The organism is Actinophytocola xanthii, from assembly GCF_001921205.1.
Taxonomy (GTDB): Bacteria; Actinomycetota; Actinomycetes; order Mycobacteriales; family Pseudonocardiaceae; genus Actinophytocola; species Actinophytocola xanthii.
On record NZ_MSIE01000004.1, the window covers coordinates 101,118 to 118,288 of the forward strand.

The following is a 17,171-nucleotide window of genomic DNA, read 5'->3' on the forward strand; positions in this document are numbered from 1 at the left end:
TCAGCCGGGCAGGCCCAGCAGCGCGGGTAGGGAGGCGAGGGCGACACCCGGGTCGGAGAGCACCCCGGGCAGGACCGGCAGCCCCGTCGGGTCCCGGCCGCCCGGGGCGGCCGGCTCCGGAGCCGGCGGGGGCACCTCCACCGGTCTGCCGTTGAAGGGGGCGTTCTGCGATCCGCGGACGCCGATCGGGCTGCCGGGGGGTTCGGCGCAGTACGCGGCCTGGTTCGGGGGGACGTCGCGGGTGTCGTTCGCGGGGCGCTGCCGGGTGCCTTCGTAGCCCCTCGTGCAGGAGAAGGGGTCGTTGAAGGTCAGGACCAGGCCCAGGTGGCCGGTGCCGTCGGGGTTGGCGCCGGGCGCCGTGGCGGTGACCACGGGGAAGGCGACCAGGAGGTGCTCCAGCGCATCGGTGCGGGTGGCGGTGATCTGCGTGGTGGTGAGGAGGTTGGCCACCAACAGGGACAGGTCGGTGCCCGAGTCGCGGAGGAAGGTGTTGACCTGCACGGCCACCTGGGGGGTGGTGGTGACCAGACGGCGCAGGTCCGGGTCGGACTTCTTCAGCTGGGCGGCCAGCAGCCGGAGGTTGCTGGCGTAGTCACGGATCTGGGGCGCCTGGTCCGCCTGGGTGTCCAGGACCACTCGGGCGTCGGCGAGGAGCGAGGTCGTCTGCGTGAGGTGCTCGGTGGCCGTGTCGGTCAGGGCACCCGCGTTGTCCAGCAGCAGGCGTAGCGCGGGGCCGGTGTCGCGGAAGGCCTTGCCCAGTTCGGCGACCGTGGTGCGCAGGGAGTCCTGGGGGACGCTGGTCACCAGGTTGTCCAGGTTGGACAGCAGGGTCTCGGGGCTGGAGGGGAGGGAGGTCCTCGACCGCGGGACCACGGAGCCGTCCTCCAGGAACGGACCGTCGGCGCTCGCGGGCACCAGGTCGACGTACTGTTCTCCGACCGCGGAGCGGTTCGCCACGACAGCGGAGGTGCTCGCGGGAATGCGGGGTGCGTCGTCCTCGATGTCCAGGACCACGTCCACGCCGTCGTCGGCGAGGGAGAGGTGGGACACGCGGCCCACGGTGACGCCCCGGTAGGTGACCTCGGCGTTGTCGAAGATGCCGCCGGAGTCGGGGAAGCGCACCGTCACCTGGTAGCCGCGGGGACCGAACAGGCGGTCCAGACCGGCGTAGGTGCCGCCGACGTAGGCCACCCCCACGACGGCGATGACCGCGAACAGGAGTAGGCGGACCTTGGTGGCACGCAGGAGCATCAGGGGCCTCCCAGGAGGGAGCCGAGCAGGCCGGTCAGCCCGCCGCTTGGTGGAGTTGCGGGCGTTGGCAGCACAGGTAGGGGGAGCGGGGGTGCCGCCGAACCCCCGGGCTCGGCCGGTCCGTCCGGGGCGGGCGGCGGTTGTGGGGTGGGCAGGGGCAGCAGGGGTGTGCTGGCGTTCTCGATGTTCTCCAGCAGGACGCTCAGGTCCAGGTCGAACGTCACGTCCACGTTCACGTAGTCGCCCTTGACGGCGTTGAGGAAGTAGTCGGTGAAGGGGTAGGTGACCAGGAACTGCAGCGAGTTCGGAAGATCGGAGCCGGCCTCGGCGAGCTTGGTGAGCGTGGGGGCCAGCGCCTTGAGGTCCGCCACCAGGTCGTCCCGGCTCCGGGTGACCGTGTCGACGGCCACAGTGGACAGACGATGGAGCGCGTTCAGCATGGTCACCAGCGAGTTGCGTTGCTCGTTGACCACGCGTAGGCCCGGCGCCAGGTGTTCCAGCGCCACGGCGATGTCGTCGGTCTGCCTGGCCAGTGTCGTGGACAGGCGGTCGATGGCGTCGATCGCGCGGGTGATGTTCCGCTTCTCCTCGTCGAGGACCGTGACCACCGTGTCGATGTTCGCCAAGGCTTCGCGGAGCTCGGGTTCGTTCCCCTCCAGGGCCGTGTTGACCTCGTGGACGATCGTGCGCAGCTGCTCGATGCCGCCGCCGTTGAGCAACAGCGAGAGAGCGCCGAGCACCTCCTCGATCTCCGGGTTGCGGCCGGTGCGGGACAGGGGGATGACGGCACCGTCGGCCAGGGTTCCCGACGGGGGCGAGGCGGGGTGGAGCTCGACGAACTTCTCGCCGAGGAGGCTGGACTGGCGCAGCTCGGCCCCGGTGTTCCCGGGGAGGCGCAGGTCCCCGTTGACGAGCATCGTGACCACCGCTGTCGTGTTGTCCCGGGCGAGCTCGATGCGCTCCACGCGGCCGACGGCCACGTCGTTGACCTTCACGCCGGCCTGCGGCACCAGGTCGAGCACGTCGCCGAAGTGCGCGACGACCCGGTAGGGGTGCTCGCCCAGGTCGGCGCCGCCGGGCAGGGGGACCTCGTACATGCCGGAGAAGCCGCCGGTGGAGCAGCCCGCGAGGGCCGCGGTGGTCAGGAGGGCGGCCAGTACCGGCGGGCGGCGGCTCATCGGGCGCCCTCGAGCGCCGCGGGCAGGTTCACCAGCGGGAGCGGCAGGGGTGGCAGCTCACCCCGGCTGAGGGCGCCGAGCACCTCGGCCGCCGACGGGAGCCGCAGGGTGCCGTCGAGGTAGGGGGCGAGGCTCTTGCACAGATCGGAGACGGTGGTGGGCAGCTGGGTCGGCGTGCCAGCCTCGATCGTTCGGCAGAGCATCAGCACCGGCGGGTAGGTGAGCTCGTTGAGGTTGCCGCGGATGGCGAACGAGGCCGAGGCGGCGTCGTAGGTGGACAGGAAGTTGGACATGGCCAGCGGGGCGACGTCGAGGATCTCGGCGACGGCCGCGCGCTGGTCCACCAGGGCACGGGTGACGTCGGCCAGCTTGTCCACATTGGAGCTGAGAGCGCCCTGGTTCTGCTCGACGAACCCGTGGACGTCGGTCAGCGCCGTGCCCAGTGAGGACAGTGCCAGGCCCAGCTCGTCGCGGTCGTCGGCCAGGTAGGCGCTGACGTCGGCCAGCCTCGTGTTGAACGCGCGGACCTGGGAGTCGCTCTCGGCCAGCGCCCTGGTGAACCGCTGGAGGTTGTCCACGGTGTCGAACAGGTCGCCGCGGGAACCGGCCAGTGCCTCGGTCGCCGCGCTCAGCTCGCGGACCGTCCGGTTGAGCAGCTCGCCGTTGCCCGACAGGTTCGCCGCGGCCGTGTCCAGCACCTCGGACAGCGCGCCGTCGGCGTTGGCACCACCCGGCCCCAGGGCCACCGCCAGCTCGTTCACGCTCGCGGTCAGGTCGTCCAGCTCCACCGGGGTGTCGGTGCGGGACAGCGGGATCTCGGTCCCGTCGCGCATCACCGGCCCGTCCCGGTAGGGCGGGGTGAGCTGGACGTACCGGTCGCTCACCAGGCTCGGGGCGACGACGACCGCATGCGCCTCGGCCGGGATGTCGACCTCCTCGGCGACCCGCATGGCCACTCGGACGCGGTCCCCGAGCGGCTCGACGACCGTGATCCGCCCGACGCCGATGCCGAGCACCTTCACCTCCGATCCGGTGTAGACACCGACCGCCCGGTCGAAGTAGGCGGTGATCCTCGTGCCGGTGCCGGTCGTGTTCACCCACCAGAGCGCGCCGCTGACCAGGAGCGCCAGTACACACGCGAGCACGCCGGCCAGGTAGGTGCGGTGCTGGGCCCGCGTCGCGAACGTCATCGCCCGCCTCCCTGGTAGGCCAGCGGCGTCGAGCACCCCTCGGGGTTGATGTCGATGACGCCGACCCTTGTCGGCGGCGGCAGCAGCCCGCAGATGTAGCCCTCGAACCAGCGTCCGTTGCCCACGACGTTGTTGAACATCCGCACGTACGGGGCGAGCGAGCCAAGCGCCTCGTTCAGGTTGTCCTGGTTGCGGGACAGGATCGTGGTCACCGTGTCCAGCTCGTCGAGCGCCGGTCGCAGCCGCGCCCGGTTGTCCGCGACGAGCCCGGACAGCTCCCCGGCCAGTCTGGTGGTCCCGGTGAGCAGCGTGTGCACGGCGTCGCGGCGCAGCGTCAGCTCGTCGAGCAACAGCGCGGCGTCGGCGAACAGCTTCCGCAGCTGGGCGTCCCGGTCGGCCAGGGTTCTGGAGAGCCCGGCGGTGTTCGCCAGCAGGTCGTGCAGCTGGTCCTCCCGTGTGGACAGCGTGCGGGACAGCGCGGTCAGCCCGCCCAGCGCGTCGCGCAGGTGCCGAGGGCTGCCGGCGAAGGTGTCCGAGATGACCTCGAAGCTTTGTGCGAGGCGTTCGGTGTCGATCTCCTCGACGGTCTCGGACAGCCTGCCGACCGCGGGCACGATGTCGAACGGAGTCCTGGTCCTGGCTACCGGGATGGTGTCGTTCGGTGGCTGCGGCCGGTCACCGTCGGTCGTCACGGCGAGGTACTTGTCGCCGAGCAGGGTCTTGATCTCGATGCTCACCGTGCTCCGGTCCCGCAGGCCCACGTCGCGAACCCGGAAGTCCACGACGACCTTGTCCCGCACCAGCTCCACGGCACGCACGTCGCCGACCTTGACCCCGGCCAGGCGTACCTCGTTGCCCGGCCGCAGCCCGGCCGACTCGGTGAACTCCGCGGTGTAGGTGGTCCCGCCGCCGATCAGGGGCAGGTCGTCGGCGTTGAACGCGACGAGCAGCGACAGCGCGAGCAGGACGAGCGTCACCGCGCCGACGCCTGCCTGGTCCCGCTCCCGCAACGACTTCACGGTCCACACCTCTCCGCCATCGGCGTGCCGGCCAGCGGCAGCACGGGTAGGTCCACCGTGACCCCGAGGTCGGACACCCCGACCCGGCCCGACATGCCGCACAGGTAGTAGTTGAACCAGCCGCCGTAGCTGGACACCCGGTTGATCGTCTGGAGCTTGTGCGGCAGGCCCGCGAGGAAGCGGTCCACGGTGTCGCCGTGGTCGGCGAGGTTGCCGGCCAGCGCGCCCAGCGCCGCCACGTCCTGCGTGACCGCCGGCCGCGCCTCGCCGAGCAGGCCGGCCGTCGACTCGGTCAGCTCGCCCAACGCGCTGATCGCGTCCCCGATCGGCTCCCGCTGAGCGGCAAGACCAGTCGCCAGCTCCTGCAGCTGGTCGATCAGCTCGGAGACCTCGCCCGTGCGGTTGTTCACCGTGTCCAGGACGGTGTTCAGGTTGTCGATCACCCGCCCGATCACCTGGTCCTTGCCGGCCACGGTGGTGGTGAGCGACGCGGTGTGCGCGAGCACGCTGTCGATGGTGCCGCCCTCGCCCTGCAGCACCTGGACCAGCTCCGCGGCCAGCGTGTTCACCTCAGCCGGGTCGAGCGCCTCGAACAGCGGCCGGAACCCGTTGAACAGAACGGTCAGGTTGAGCGCCGGTCGGGTGCGTTCGGGCGGGATCACGCCGTCCGGCGCGAGGACGTCGTTGGGGTCACCGCCCGTGCCGACCCCGAGCGCGACGTACCGCTGGCCGATCAGGTTGCGGTACTTGATCGTCGCGGTGACCGACGCCGGCAGTTCGCGGCCCGCCTCGACGTCGAACCGCACCTCGGCCAGGCGGTCGTCGACCACCTCGATCGAGCTGACCTGTCCCACCCGGACACCGGACATCCGGATGTCGTCGCCGACGTTCAGGCCGGTGGCATCGGTGAACCTGGCGGCGTAGCCGGTGGTGGGGCCGAGCGTGGTGTTGGCGATCGTGAGGCCGAGCACGGCGGTCAGCGTCACCGTCACCACGGCGAACAGGAGCATCTTCACCAGCGGCGCGACGAGCCCTCTCACCGGAGCGTCACCTCCGCTCCCCGGTACAGCGGCCCGACCAGCAGCGAGCTCCAGGCCGGGACGTCCGTTGGTGCCACTCCGAGCCGCGGTCCGAGCAACGCCCCGAGCAGCTCGCGCTCGGCCGGCGAGTTGGCCAGCGCCGGCGCGTCCGCCGACTCGGGCACCGTCGGCTGGAAGTCCTCGGGGCGGTCCGAGCGCGGCGGGGGCGGCTTGGTGGAGCCGTCGCGCAGCGGACCGCCCGGCGGGTACTGGGGGAACCGGGCGGGTGGCCTGGCCACCGGGTAGCAGCGTGGACCGCGGTCGTCCTCGTAGCGGGGGGTGTCCACGCCCGGGAGGTACTTGCCACGGCTGGAGGTGATCTCGATCGTCACCCGCGTGACGTCCGGGTGGGCGCTGCCCTTGCCGAACGCGCGGTCGGCCGACGGGATCGCGTCGACCAGCTGCTCGAGCAGGCAGGGGTACTCGGGCGCGTACTCGGCCAGGACCTCGAGTGTGGACCGCGAGGTGCTGACGAGGGCGATGAGGTTGTCCCGGTTGGCAGCGAGGAAGTCGTGCAGCTCCACCGTCGCCGTGGTCAACGTGCCGTACAGCTCGCGCAGGTTCGCCCGCTGCTCGACGACGGTGCGCGTGGTCGTGGTCAGGTCGCGCATGGCGGCGAGGAGGTCGGGCGCGGCCTCGGTGTAGGTGTCGGCGACCTCGGCCAGCCGCTGGATGTCCGCGCGCAGGTCGGGCAGCGACGGGCGCAGCTCGCCGAGGTAGGCGCCGAGCCGCACGAGCGTGTCACCGAGCTGGGCGCCCCGCCCGTCCAGCGCCGTGGCCATCGCGTTGAGCGTGCTGGCCAGCTCGTCCGGCTGTACGGCCTGGAGGACCGGCATGAGGTGGTCGAGCACCTGCTCGATCTCGATCGCCGCGGCGCTGCGGTCCTGGCCGATCACCGCGTTGGCCGCGATCGGCTCGCTCCTGCCCGGAGGCGCGACGAGCGCGACGTACCGCTCGCCGAACAGGGTCTTGGGCAGCAACCGGGCGGACACGCTCGCCGGGACTCGCGCGACGTGGTCCGGGTCGAGCGCGAGGTCGAGCACAGCCGTGTCCCCGACGGAGCGGATCTCGCGGACCTCGCCGACGACGAGCCCGCGCAGCTTCACGTCCGCCCCGACCCGCAGCTGGTTGCCGGCTCGGTCGGTCTCCAGCCGGACCGGCACCACCTCGACGAACGCCTTGCGGTAGAACGCGACCGACAGCAGCACGAACAGCGCGGCGATCACGAGGAACACCGCGCCGAGGAGCTGGTGGCGCACCCGCGGGCTCATCCGGCGATCCTCACCGTCGTCGTCGCGCCCCAGATCGCGAGGCTGAGGAAGAAGTCCAGCAGCATCTGGAGGACGATCGCCGCCCGTACCGCCCGCCCGACCGCGACGCCGACGCCGGCGGGGCCGCCGGTCGCGGTGAAGCCGTAGTAGCAGTGGACCATGATCACCACAACGCTGAACACGATCACCTTGAGGAAGGACCAGAGCACGTCCTCCGGCGGCAGGAACAGATGGAAGTAGTGGTCATAGGTGCCGGACGACTGCCCGTAGAACCACACGGTGATCTGCCGGGAGGCGAGGTAGGAGCAGAGCAGGCCGACGAGGTACAGCGGGACCACGGCGGCCACCGCGGCCAGTACCCGGGTCGTCACCAGGTAGGGCAGGCTTGGCACGGCCATGACCTCGAGCGCGTCGATCTCCTCGGAGATGCGCATCGCGCCGAGCTGGGCGGTGAAGCCGCAGCCGACGGTCGCCGAAAGCGCCAGCCCGGCCGCGAGCGGTGCCACCTCGCGGGTGTCGAAGTACGCCGCGATGAACCCGGTCAGCGCGGAGGTGCCGAGCTGGTTGAGCGCGGAGTAGCCCTGCAGGCCGACGATCAGCCCGGTGAACACGGTCATCCCGATCATCACGCCGAGCGTGCCGCCGATGACCGCGAGCGCGCCCGAGCCGAAGAACACGTCGGAGAGCAGCCGCAGGGTCTCCCGTGGGTAGCGTACGAGCGTGCGCGGGATCGAGGCGAACACCCGCCCGTAGAACGCGAGCTGCTGGCCGAGCGTGGCGAGCCCGTCGAGCGGGCGGTTGGCGACCGCGACGGCCCGAGCGGCCGGCGTCGGTCCTGGCGGCTCCTGGTGGGTGTCCACAATGGCCATGCGTCACATTCCCTTCGGGGGAACGATCTGCAGGTAGATGCCGGTGATCACGACATTGATCAGGAACAGCAGCAGGAAGGTGATCACGACGGTCTGGTTGACGGCCTCGCCGACGCCCTTGGGGCCGCGCCCGGGGTGCAGGCCCCGGTAGGCCGCGACGATCCCGGCGACGAAACCGTAGACGACGGCCTTGAGCTCGCTCACCCACAGGTCGGGCAGCTGAGCGAGGGCGTTGAACGAGGCCAGGTAGGCGCCGGGCGTGCCGCCCTGCATGACGACGTTGAAGTAGTAGCCCCCGGCCACCCCGACGACGCTGACCAGACCGTTGAGCAGCACGGCGACGACGGTCATGGCGAGCACGCGGGGCACGATCAGCCGCTGGATCGGGGACACGCCGAGCACCTCGAGCGCGTCGATCTCCTCGCGGATCGTGCGCGAGCCGATGTCGGCGCACATGGCCGAACCGCCGGCGCCGGCCACCAGCAGGGCGGTGATCAGTGGGCTGGCCTGCTGCACGATGGCCAGCGCGCTGGCCGCGCCGGTGAACGACTGCGCGCCGATCTGCTGGGTCAGCGAACCGAGCTGCAGGGCGATCACCGCGCCGAACGGGATCGAGACCAGTGCCGTCGGCAGGATCGTGACGCTCGCGAAGAACCAGCACTGCTGTACCAGCTCACGGAACTGGAACGGCCGGCGCGGCAGGAGGCGCGCGACGTCCCAGGCCAGCGTGGCCATCCGCCCCACCTGGGCGAGGGCGCGCACGGGCGCGGTCCGAGCCTGTGCCTCATCGCGCACGTCCGCCTCCCCGGGATTCTTCCGGTTGGTGGGCTTGGGTAGGAAGCTTTTGGCCTGGTCACGTACTAGTGGCTGGGTTGCGTCACGTTCCCCTGAGGTGACGGTTTGTGGAGGTGACAGAAAGAGGTGTCATGACATCGTCGAAGGTGCCGTCGCTTGCCTGGTTCAACGACCAAGCGGCCGCTCGGTTACCCGAAACTCGACAGGGAGTGGCCCGCCGTCACCCCTCCGTCCGCGATGAACTCCCCGCCAGTGCAGTAGGAGCTCTCGTCGCTGGCCAGGAACAGCACGAGCTCGGCGATCTCGGCCGGGCCGGCCACCCGGCGCAGCGGGACCCGCTTGGCGACGTAGGACAGGTCGACCTCGACCCCGCCGAGCGCGGTCGGCAGGAGCCCGGTCTCGACGACGCCGGGATGCACGGAGTTGACCCGTACCCCGCTGCCGGCGAGCTCGAGGGCGGCGACCTTCGTCATACCGCGGATGGCGAACTTGCTCGCCGTGTACGCGGTCAGCATGGGGCTTGCCCGCAGACCCTCTATAGAGGACAGATTGATGATCGAGCCGCCACCCGCCTCGACCATGCCCGGTGCGACGGCCCGCATCCCGAGGAACGTGCCGATCTGGTTGACCCGGACGACCCGTTCGTAGTCGGCGAGCGACGTTTCGGTGAGCGCGGCCATGTGCAGGATGCCCGCGTTGTTGACCAGTACGGTTATCGGGCCGCACGCCTGGGTGGTCGTCGCGACGGCCTCGGCCCACTGGTCCTCATCGGACACGTCGAGGTGGTGGTAGCGCGCACCCAGCTCCTCGGCGAGCTCCTTGCCCGGCGCGTCGGCCACGTCGGCGATGACCACCTCCGCGCCCTCGGCCGCGAAGCGCGTCGCCGCGGCGGCGCCCTGCCCACCGGCCGCACCGGTGACCAGTGCGACCTTCCCGGTCAGCCGTCCCATGCCGCCCCTTACATCATCTCGTCGGTCAGCGGCATCAGCACGGTCTTGAGCTCGGTGTAGGCCTCGAACGCGCTCTGCCCGCCCTCGCGGCCGAGCCCGGACTGCCGGAAGCCGCCGAAGGGCAGGTGCGGCTCGATCTGGAACCCGTTGATGCCGACCGTGCCGGCGCGCAGCCGCCTCGCCACGCGGAAGGCACGCTTGACGTCGGTGGTGTAGACGCCGGCGCCGAGCCCGTACTCGGTGTCGTTGGCCAGGCGGACCGCCTCGTCCTCGTCGGTGAACGGCACGACCGCGAGCACGGGCCCGAAGATCTCCTCGCGCGCGATCTCCATCCCGTTGTCCACGTCGGCGAAGATCGTCGGTCGGACGAAGTTGCCCTCGGCCAGGTCGCCGGCCACCCGCTCGCCGCCGCACACCAGCCGGGCGCCGCCGTCGCGGCCGCGCTCGATGAAGCCGAGCACCCGCTCCAGCTGACGGGTGTTGATCAGCGGGCTGGCCGTCGTGGTCGGCTCGAACGGGTCCCCGTAGGTGACCATGCCGGCCAGCAGCTCGGCGGCGCCGAGAAACTGGTCGTAGACGTCGCGGTGCACGAGCGCGCGGGTGTGTGCCACGCAGGCCTGTCCGGACAGGCCCATCGTGACCGTGCCCATCGTGGTCATCGCCGCCATGCCGACGTCCGGCGCGTCGGGGAAGACCAGCGTCGGGCTCTTCCCGCCAAGCTCGAGCGAGACCCGCTTGAGGGTGCCGGCAGAGGCCTCGACGATCCGCCTGCCCACCGCGCGGCTGCCGGTGAAGCTGACCTTGTCGACCAGCGGGTGGGTGATCAGGGCCTCGCCGGTCGGGTCGCCGGGGCCGGTGACCAGGTTGACCACCCCGTCGGGCAGGCCCGCCTCGCCGAGCAGCTCGACCATGCGCAGCACGGTGAACGAGGCGAACTCCGAGGGTTTGACGACGACCGTGCAACCGGCGGCGAGCGCCGGCCCGAGCTTCTGGGCGAACAGCAGGAATGGCGCGTTCCAGGGCAGGATCGCGGCCACCACGCCGATCGGCTCGCGGAAGGTCATCGCGAGGTGGTCGCCGCCCTGGTACGGCGGCAAGGTCTGCCCGCCCACCTTGTCCACCCAGCCGGCGTGGTGGTCCACGACGTCCGCCGCCGCGCCGACGGAGGTCGCGTACACCCCGGCGCTGAACGACAGCGGCACGCCGTTGTCCAACGCCTGTAGGCCGCGCAGCTCCTCGGCGTGCTCGCGCAGCAGGTTCGCGAACCGGTGCAGCAGCTGGATCCTGGTCGTGGCCCGGGAGTTCGGCCAGTCCCCCTCGTCGAAGGCGCGCCGGGCGGCCCGTACCGCGTCGTCCACATCGGAGGTCGACGCGACGGCGAACGTTCCGATCTCCTCCCCGGTCGCCGGATGGCGGTGGGTCCAGGTCCTGCCGTCGGCCGCGGGCCGCCACTTCCCGTCGACCAGCAGCTGTCCGTCGGACAGGCCGACCTGGTCGCGGCGCGGGCGCAGGGTCAGCGTCATTGCTTCCTCCTAGAGCGACATCAGGTCGGTCGCGGCGAAAGTCCGCTGTGGATCACGTGCGGCGAAATAGTCGCCGACAACCGCATCGAGCTCCTCGACCGTCCACCTTGTCCTGTCGAACCGACGCTCGACGGTGGGAGCTGCGAGCAAAGCCACCATTCCGCCGTAGACGACGAAGACCTGCCCGCTCACGGCGTCGGCTCCCGGTGCGGCGAGGTAGGCGACCAGCGGTGCGACGTGCTCGGGGGAGAGCGGATCGTCGCCGGAGGGCGCCTCGCCGAACACCCCGGCGGTCATCGCCGTACGGGCCCGGGGGCAGATCGCGTTGGCACGCACGCCGTACCGGGCCATCGCCCGCGCCGTGGACAGGGTGAGCGCCGCGATACCGGCCTTGGCCGCGGCGTAGTTGGGCTGGCCCTCCGAACCGAGCAGGAACGCCTCGGACGCGGTGTTCACGACCCGGCCGTAGGTGGTCCCGCCGCCCGCCTTGGCCAGCGCACGCCAGTACGCGCACGCCTGCCGGGAGAGCAGGAAGTGGCCGCGGAGGTGGACCCGCAGCACGGCGTCCCACTCCTCGTCGGACATGTTGAACAGCATGCGGTCGCGGAGCACGCCGGCGTTGTTCACCACGACGTGCAGGCCGCCCAGGTGCTCGGTGGCGGCGTTGACGAGCTCGGCGGCCGTGGCCGACTCGCCGACGTCGCCCTCGACCAGGACCGCCTTCGCGCCGAGCGACTCGATCTCCTCGACGACCGCGTCGCCGCTGCCGCCGGGAAGGTCGTTGACCACCACGTCCGCCCCGGCCCGGGCCAGCGCCAGCGCCTCGCTCCGACCGAGCCCCGCGCCGGCGCCGGTCACGACCGCGACCTTGCCGGCGAGCCCCAACCAATCCGCGGGCGCGTCGGCCGCCCCGCCCTGGTCGTTCATCAGCCGAACGTGACGAGCTGCCGGATGAGCGTGCCGCCGGCCCGCAGGGCCTGCAACCCCTCGTTGATCTCCTCGAGCCTGATCCGCCTGCTGATCATCCCGTCCAGGTCCAGGCGCCCGGAACGCCAGAGCGCCAGCAGCCGCGGATAGTCCCGGTGCACGTCGGCGCCGCCGTAGAACGAGCCGAGCAGCCGCTTGTCGTGCAGGAACAGCTCCTGGGCCGAGAACTGGACGGTGGCGTCGCCCCGACCGGCCCCGACCACGACGACCGTCCCGCCGCGGCGGGCGTTGTCCCACGCGGAGCGGATCGTCGCGGGTGCGCCGACCACGTCGAAGGCGTGGTCGAAGCCCTGGCTGCCGGTGAGCGAGGCGTGCGTGTCGGCCAGGCGCTCCGGGCTGACGGCATGGGTCGCCCCGAACCGGATCGCGGTCCCGTGCTTGTCGGCCACCGGGTCCACCGCGACGATCGTGGCGGCACCGGCGAGCCGGGCGCCCTGGATGACCGAGATGCCGACCCCGCCGCAGCCGATCACCAGAACCGACGCTCCCGGTTCGACCTTCGCCGTGTTGACCACCGCGCCGACACCGGTCATCACCCCGCAGGCGACGAGCGCGGCGATCTCGAACGGCACGTCCTCGTCGATCTTCACCGCGCCGTCGGCCGGAACCACGAGCTCCTCGGCGAAGGTCCCGGTTCCCGCGTAGCCGAAGGCGGGGGTGTCGCCGACGAGGAACCGTGGGCTGGTGAACGCGGCGATCGAGTGCACAGCGCACAGGTGCGGCCGCCTGCTCCGGCAGTTCACGCAGGTGCCGCAGGGTGGTACGAACGTCAGCGCGACGTGGTCGCCGACGGCGAGGTGATCCACCCTCGGCCCCACCTCGAGGACCTCGCCGGCACCCTCGTGGCCGAGGACTCCCGGCGCCAGGGCCGGCAGCGTCCCGTCCATCGCCGACAGGTCGCTGTGGCAGACCCCGGTGGCGCGTACCCGGATGCGGATCTCCCGCTCGCCGACGTCGACCGTGCGAACGTCGTCGCGCAGTTCCAGCTTGGTGTCCCCGACCTGGTTCAGTACGGCGGCCCTCATCGGCTGACCTCCTCGTCCTGCTCGGACTCTAGTACATTCCTAGAACGTGTTCTAGTCAGGAGGGCGGATGCGTATCACCTACACACCCGAGCAGGAGAAGCTGCGCCAGGAGCTGCGGGAGTACTTCGCCGACCTGATGACCCCGCAGCGCCGCGAGGCGCTCGGCGCCGGTGGCGAGTACGGCGACGGCGAGGCGTACAAGGCGGTCGTACGGCAGATGGGCGCCGACGGCTGGCTCGCGCTGAGCTGGCCGGAGGAGTACGGCGGTCGGGGCGGGTCGATGGTCGACCAGCTCATCTTCACCGACGAGGCGGCCGTCGCCGGGGCCCCCGTGCCGTTCCTGACGATCAACACGGTCGGCCCGACGATCATGCGCTTCGGCACCGCGGACCAGAAGGCGTTCTACCTGCCGAGGATCGCCGCGGGGGAGACCCACTTCGCCATCGGCTACTCCGAGCCGGAGGCCGGGACCGACCTCGCCTCGCTGCGCACCCGCGCGGTCCGCGACGGGGAGGACTACGTGGTGAACGGGCAGAAGATGTGGACCAGCCTGATCGCCCACGCCGACTACGTCTGGCTCGCCTGCCGGACCGACCCGGACGCGCCCAAGCACAAGGGCCTGTCGATCCTGATCGTGCCGACGGAATCCCCGGGCTTCTCCTGGACGCCCGTACACACGGTTGCCGGGGTGAGCACGAGCGCCACCTACTACGAGGACGTGCGGGTGCCGGTGACGAACCTGGTCGGCGAGCCGGAACGGGGGTGGCCGCTGATCACCAACCAGCTCAACCACGAGCGGGTCGCGCTCACCTCGTCCGCGCCGGTGCGGGAGGCACTGCGCGAGGTCACCGAGTGGGCGCGGGAGACCGAGCTGCCGGACGGGCGGCGGGTGATCGACCAGGAGTGGGTCCAGGTGCACCTCGCCCGGGTGCACGCGAAGGCCGAGTTCCTCAAGCTGGTCAACTGGAAGATCGCCTGGAGCGCGGGGCGCGGCCTGAACCCGGCCGACGCCTCGGCCACGAAGGTGTTCGGCACCGAGTTCGCGACCGAGGCCTACCGGTTGCTGATGGAGGTGCTCGGCCCCCGGGCCTGCGTCCGCGCCGGGTCGCCGGGTGCCCTGCTGCGCGGGCGGATCGAGCGGATGCACCGTTCCGCGCTGATCCTCACGTTCGGGGGCGGCACGAACGAGGTGCAGCGCGACATCGTCGCCGCCCTCGGTCTCGGCCTGCCGGTCGCCAAGCGATAGGAGCTGGAGCATGGACTTCGAGCACGCCGACGACGACCGGGAGCTCGCGAAGCTGGCCGCGACGGTCCTCGCCGACCACACGGATCCATCTCGCCTCACCGAGATCGAGGCGACGGGCGAGCGCCTCGACCGAACACTGTGGACAGAGTTGGCCCGGGCAGGGGTCCTTGCCGCCGGGCTGCCGGAGAGCGTCGGCGGAAGCGGCCTCGGCCTGCTTGCCCAGTGCCTCGTGCTGGTCGAGATCGGCCGGACCCTCGCACCGGTGCCCTACCTGCCGTCGGTCGTCGTCGCCGGTGCGGCACTCGCGGAGCACGGCACGCCCGAACAGCGGGCTCGGTGGGGTGCGCCGGTCGCCGCGGGTGAGGTGATCGCCACGGCGGCGCTCGCGGGTGAGAGCTGGGACGGTGGACCGGACACAGTGGCCGAGCCGGTGAACGGGCAGTGGCGACTGTCCGGAACGGCCGTCTCGGTTCCGGCGGGGACCGTCGCGAACCTCGTCCTCGTGCCGGCGCGCACCCCCGCCGGAACAACTGTGTTCCTCGTCACTCCAGGTGATCCCGGGGTGAGGTCGCGCCGCCAGGAGGTCGTCGACGGCGACGCCGCCGCGTTGCTGGAGCTCGACGGGGTCGAGCTTGGCGCGGACCGGGTGCTCGGCGGGCCGGACGCCGGCGACGGGGTCCCGCGGTGGCTCGCCGCCCGGGCGACCGTCGGATCCTGCGCCCATCAACTCGGCGTGTGTGAGGCCGCACTGCTGATGACCGCCTCGTATGCCGGCAGCAGGGTGCAGTTTGAGCGTCCAATTGGGACATTTCAGGCTGTGGGACAGCGACTGGCCGACTGTTACACCGATGTGGAGGCGATCAGGCTGACGCTCTGGCAGGCGGCTTGGCGCCTGTCAAAAAACCTGGCTTCCCACAATGAGATCCACGCCGCTGCCTACTGGGCGGCGGAAGGAGGACACCGGGTCGCGCATGCGGCAGTACACATCCACGGCGGAATGGGTATTGACGTGGACTACCCGCTCCACCGATATTTTGTTGCCGCGAAACGCAACGAGTTCGGCCTTGGCGGAGCGACAACTGCACTACGCCGTGTCGGAGCCGCACTCGCCGCGGGGGAAACCTGACACCAGGAGGTTCGGATGGCCGCGCCAGGGGAGACGCTCCCCACCGTGACCGAGCTGCTGCTCGCGCGCGCGGAGGATGCCAACCCCGGCCTGGTGTTCGAGGACATCACCTGGACGTGGGCCGACCACGTCCAGGAGTGCGCCAACCGCGCCGCGCTGCTGCGCGCGTTGCGCCGCCCCGGTCCCTTCCACGTTGGCGTGCTGCTGGACAACGTGCCCGAGTACTCGTTCCTGCTCGGCGGCGCCGCCCTGGCCGGCGCCGTGCTCGTCGGCCTGAACACCAGCCGGCGCGGGGAGGCGCTGGTCCGCGACATTCGACAGGCGCACTGCCAGGTGGTCCTGACCGACAGCCGGTACGTCGAGCTGCTGCAGGGCCTCGAGGTCGGCGCACGCGTGCTCGACATCGACTCCGCCGCCTGGCACGTCAGCGCCTTCCGGCACACCCACAGCCCACTCGAGCCCGTCCCGGCCTCCCCGGACGACCTGCTGATGCTGGTCTTCACCTCCGGCACCAGCGGCGAGCCCAAGGCGGTCCGCTGTACCCATGGCAAGATCGCCGGGCCCGGGCGGCTGCTCGCCGAGCGCCACGGGCTCGGGCAGGCGGACGCGGTCTACGTGTCGATGCCGATGTTCCACTCCAACGCGGTGATGGCCGGCTGGTCGGTCGGCCTCGCCGCGGGGGCGACGATCGTCCTGCGCCGCCGGTTCTCCGCCTCCGGCTTCCTCGACGACGTGCGCCGGTACGGGGTGACCTACGCCAACTACGTGGGCAAACCGCTGTCCTACGTGCTGAGCACCCCGTCGCGGGAGGACGACGCGGACAACCCGCTGCGGATGATGTTCGGCAACGAGGGCACCCCGCGCGACGTGGCGGCCTTCGCCGAGCGGTTCGGCTGCCAGGTGGTCGACGCCTACGGCTCGACGGAGGGGGGCATCGTGCTGCCCCGTCCGCCGGAGATGCCGCGGGAGGCGCTCGGCCGGCTCGAGGGCGGGGTGACCGTGCTCCACCCGGGGACCGGTCGCCCGTGCCCGCCCGCCGAGTTCGACGACATGGGCCGGATGACCAACGCTGCCGACGCGGTGGGCGAGCTGGTCAACGAGGCCGGAGCGGGGATGTTCGCCGGCTACTACAACGACCCCGACGCCGACGCCGAGCGGCTGCGCGGTGGGATGTTCTGGAGCGGTGACCTGGTCTACCGGGACGAGGACGGCTACTGCTACTTCGTTGGGCGGACCTCGGAGTGGCTGCGGGTGGACGGGGAGAACCTGGGTGCCGCCCCGATCGAGCGGGTCCTGCTGCGCCACCCCGACGTCGCCGAGGCCGCGGTCTACGCGGTGCCCGACCCCAAGGTCGGCGACCAGGTGATGGCCGCGCTCGTGCTGCGTCCCGGCGCCGTGTTCGACCCCGACGCGTTCGCCGCGTTCCTGGCCGGACAGGGTGACCTCGGGCCCAAGCAGGTGCCCCGGTTCCTCCGCCTCACCGGCCGGCTGCCGAGGACGGCGACCTACAAGGTGCTCAAGCGGACGCTGAGCGCCCAGCGCTGGCGGACCCCTGACCCGGTCTGGTGGCGCGAGGGCGCGGAGCTGCGGTTCACCCCCTTGACCCCATCCAGCGACCCAATTCGGCTCGACTGGGGAGCCCGTTCCGTGCGAGGCTGACCG

General features: G+C 71.4%; 15 protein-coding genes. 3 read left to right on the forward strand and 12 right to left on the reverse strand.

The features are described 5' to 3' along the window. The 12 genes from BU204_RS03550 to BU204_RS03605 all read right to left on the reverse strand — a co-directional run bounded on the left by BU204_RS03550 (position 1) and on the right by BU204_RS03605 (position 13,137). On the reverse strand, positions 1-1,251 hold the full coding sequence (locus BU204_RS03550) for an MCE family protein (RefSeq protein ID WP_075124070.1): 1,251 nt from the start codon (positions 1,249-1,251) through the stop codon (positions 1-3). Next, complete coding sequence (locus BU204_RS03555) at positions 1,251-2,429, reverse strand: MCE family protein (protein WP_075124071.1); 1,179 nt, start codon at positions 2,427-2,429, stop codon at positions 1,251-1,253. The genes BU204_RS03550 and BU204_RS03555 overlap by 1 nt, the downstream gene beginning before the upstream one ends. Beyond that, on the reverse strand, positions 2,426-3,619 hold the full coding sequence (locus BU204_RS03560; RefSeq protein ID WP_075124072.1) for an MCE family protein: 1,194 nt from the start codon (positions 3,617-3,619) through the stop codon (positions 2,426-2,428). Before BU204_RS03560 ends, BU204_RS03555 begins: the two co-directional genes overlap by 4 nt. Beyond that, positions 3,616-4,638: an MCE family protein gene (locus BU204_RS03565; protein WP_075124073.1), complete on the reverse strand. Its 1,023-nt coding sequence runs from the start codon at positions 4,636-4,638 to the stop codon at positions 3,616-3,618. Before BU204_RS03565 ends, BU204_RS03560 begins: the two co-directional genes overlap by 4 nt. Next, a complete protein-coding gene (locus BU204_RS03570) occupies positions 4,635-5,678 on the reverse strand; it encodes an MCE family protein (protein WP_075124074.1) in 1,044 nt (347 codons plus the stop codon). The genes BU204_RS03565 and BU204_RS03570 overlap by 4 nt, the downstream gene beginning before the upstream one ends. Then, the gene (locus BU204_RS03575; protein ID WP_075124075.1) at positions 5,675-6,988 is read right to left on the reverse strand and encodes an MCE family protein; all 1,314 of its coding nucleotides are present in this window, start codon (positions 6,986-6,988) and stop codon (positions 5,675-5,677) included. Before BU204_RS03575 ends, BU204_RS03570 begins: the two co-directional genes overlap by 4 nt. Continuing rightward, complete coding sequence (locus BU204_RS03580) at positions 6,985-7,857, reverse strand: MlaE family ABC transporter permease (protein WP_075124076.1); 873 nt, start codon at positions 7,855-7,857, stop codon at positions 6,985-6,987. Before BU204_RS03580 ends, BU204_RS03575 begins: the two co-directional genes overlap by 4 nt. Positions 7,858-7,860: 3 nt before the next feature. Further along, positions 7,861-8,592: an MlaE family ABC transporter permease gene (locus BU204_RS03585; RefSeq protein ID WP_075124184.1), complete on the reverse strand. Its 732-nt coding sequence runs from the start codon at positions 8,590-8,592 to the stop codon at positions 7,861-7,863. 248 nt (positions 8,593-8,840) lie between these two features. Further along, on the reverse strand, positions 8,841-9,602 hold the full coding sequence (locus tag BU204_RS03590; RefSeq protein WP_075124077.1) for a glucose 1-dehydrogenase: 762 nt from the start codon (positions 9,600-9,602) through the stop codon (positions 8,841-8,843). An 8-nt stretch (positions 9,603-9,610) separates the two neighbouring features. Beyond that, positions 9,611-11,125: an aldehyde dehydrogenase family protein gene (locus BU204_RS03595; protein ID WP_075124078.1), complete on the reverse strand. Its 1,515-nt coding sequence runs from the start codon at positions 11,123-11,125 to the stop codon at positions 9,611-9,613. Positions 11,126-11,134: 9 nt separating this feature from the next. Continuing rightward, the gene (locus BU204_RS03600) at positions 11,135-12,010 is read right to left on the reverse strand and encodes a 3-oxoacyl-ACP reductase (protein ID WP_075124185.1); all 876 of its coding nucleotides are present in this window, start codon (positions 12,008-12,010) and stop codon (positions 11,135-11,137) included. A gap of 41 nt (positions 12,011-12,051) precedes the next feature. Then, entirely contained in the window at positions 12,052-13,137 is a 1,086-nt protein-coding gene (locus BU204_RS03605; protein WP_075124079.1) for a Zn-dependent alcohol dehydrogenase, read from the reverse strand. Positions 13,138-13,204: 67 nt separating this feature from the next. Here BU204_RS03605 and BU204_RS03610 point away from each other — a divergent pair, with 67 nt between their 5' ends. Genes BU204_RS03610 through BU204_RS03620 form a run of 3 tightly spaced genes read left to right on the forward strand, consistent with a single transcriptional unit; the run spans position 13,205 to position 17,168 of the window. Continuing rightward, entirely contained in the window at positions 13,205-14,383 is a 1,179-nt protein-coding gene (locus tag BU204_RS03610) for an acyl-CoA dehydrogenase family protein (protein ID WP_075124080.1), read from the forward strand. A 10-nt stretch (positions 14,384-14,393) separates the two neighbouring features. Continuing rightward, the gene (locus tag BU204_RS03615; protein WP_075124081.1) at positions 14,394-15,509 is read left to right on the forward strand and encodes an acyl-CoA dehydrogenase family protein; all 1,116 of its coding nucleotides are present in this window, start codon (positions 14,394-14,396) and stop codon (positions 15,507-15,509) included. A 15-nt stretch (positions 15,510-15,524) separates the two neighbouring features. Continuing rightward, positions 15,525-17,168 carry a long-chain-fatty-acid--CoA ligase gene (locus BU204_RS03620; protein WP_075124082.1) on the forward strand — a complete coding sequence of 548 codons (1,644 nt, stop codon included), beginning with the start codon at positions 15,525-15,527 and terminating at the stop codon, positions 17,166-17,168. Positions 17,169-17,171: the final 3 nt, after the last annotated feature.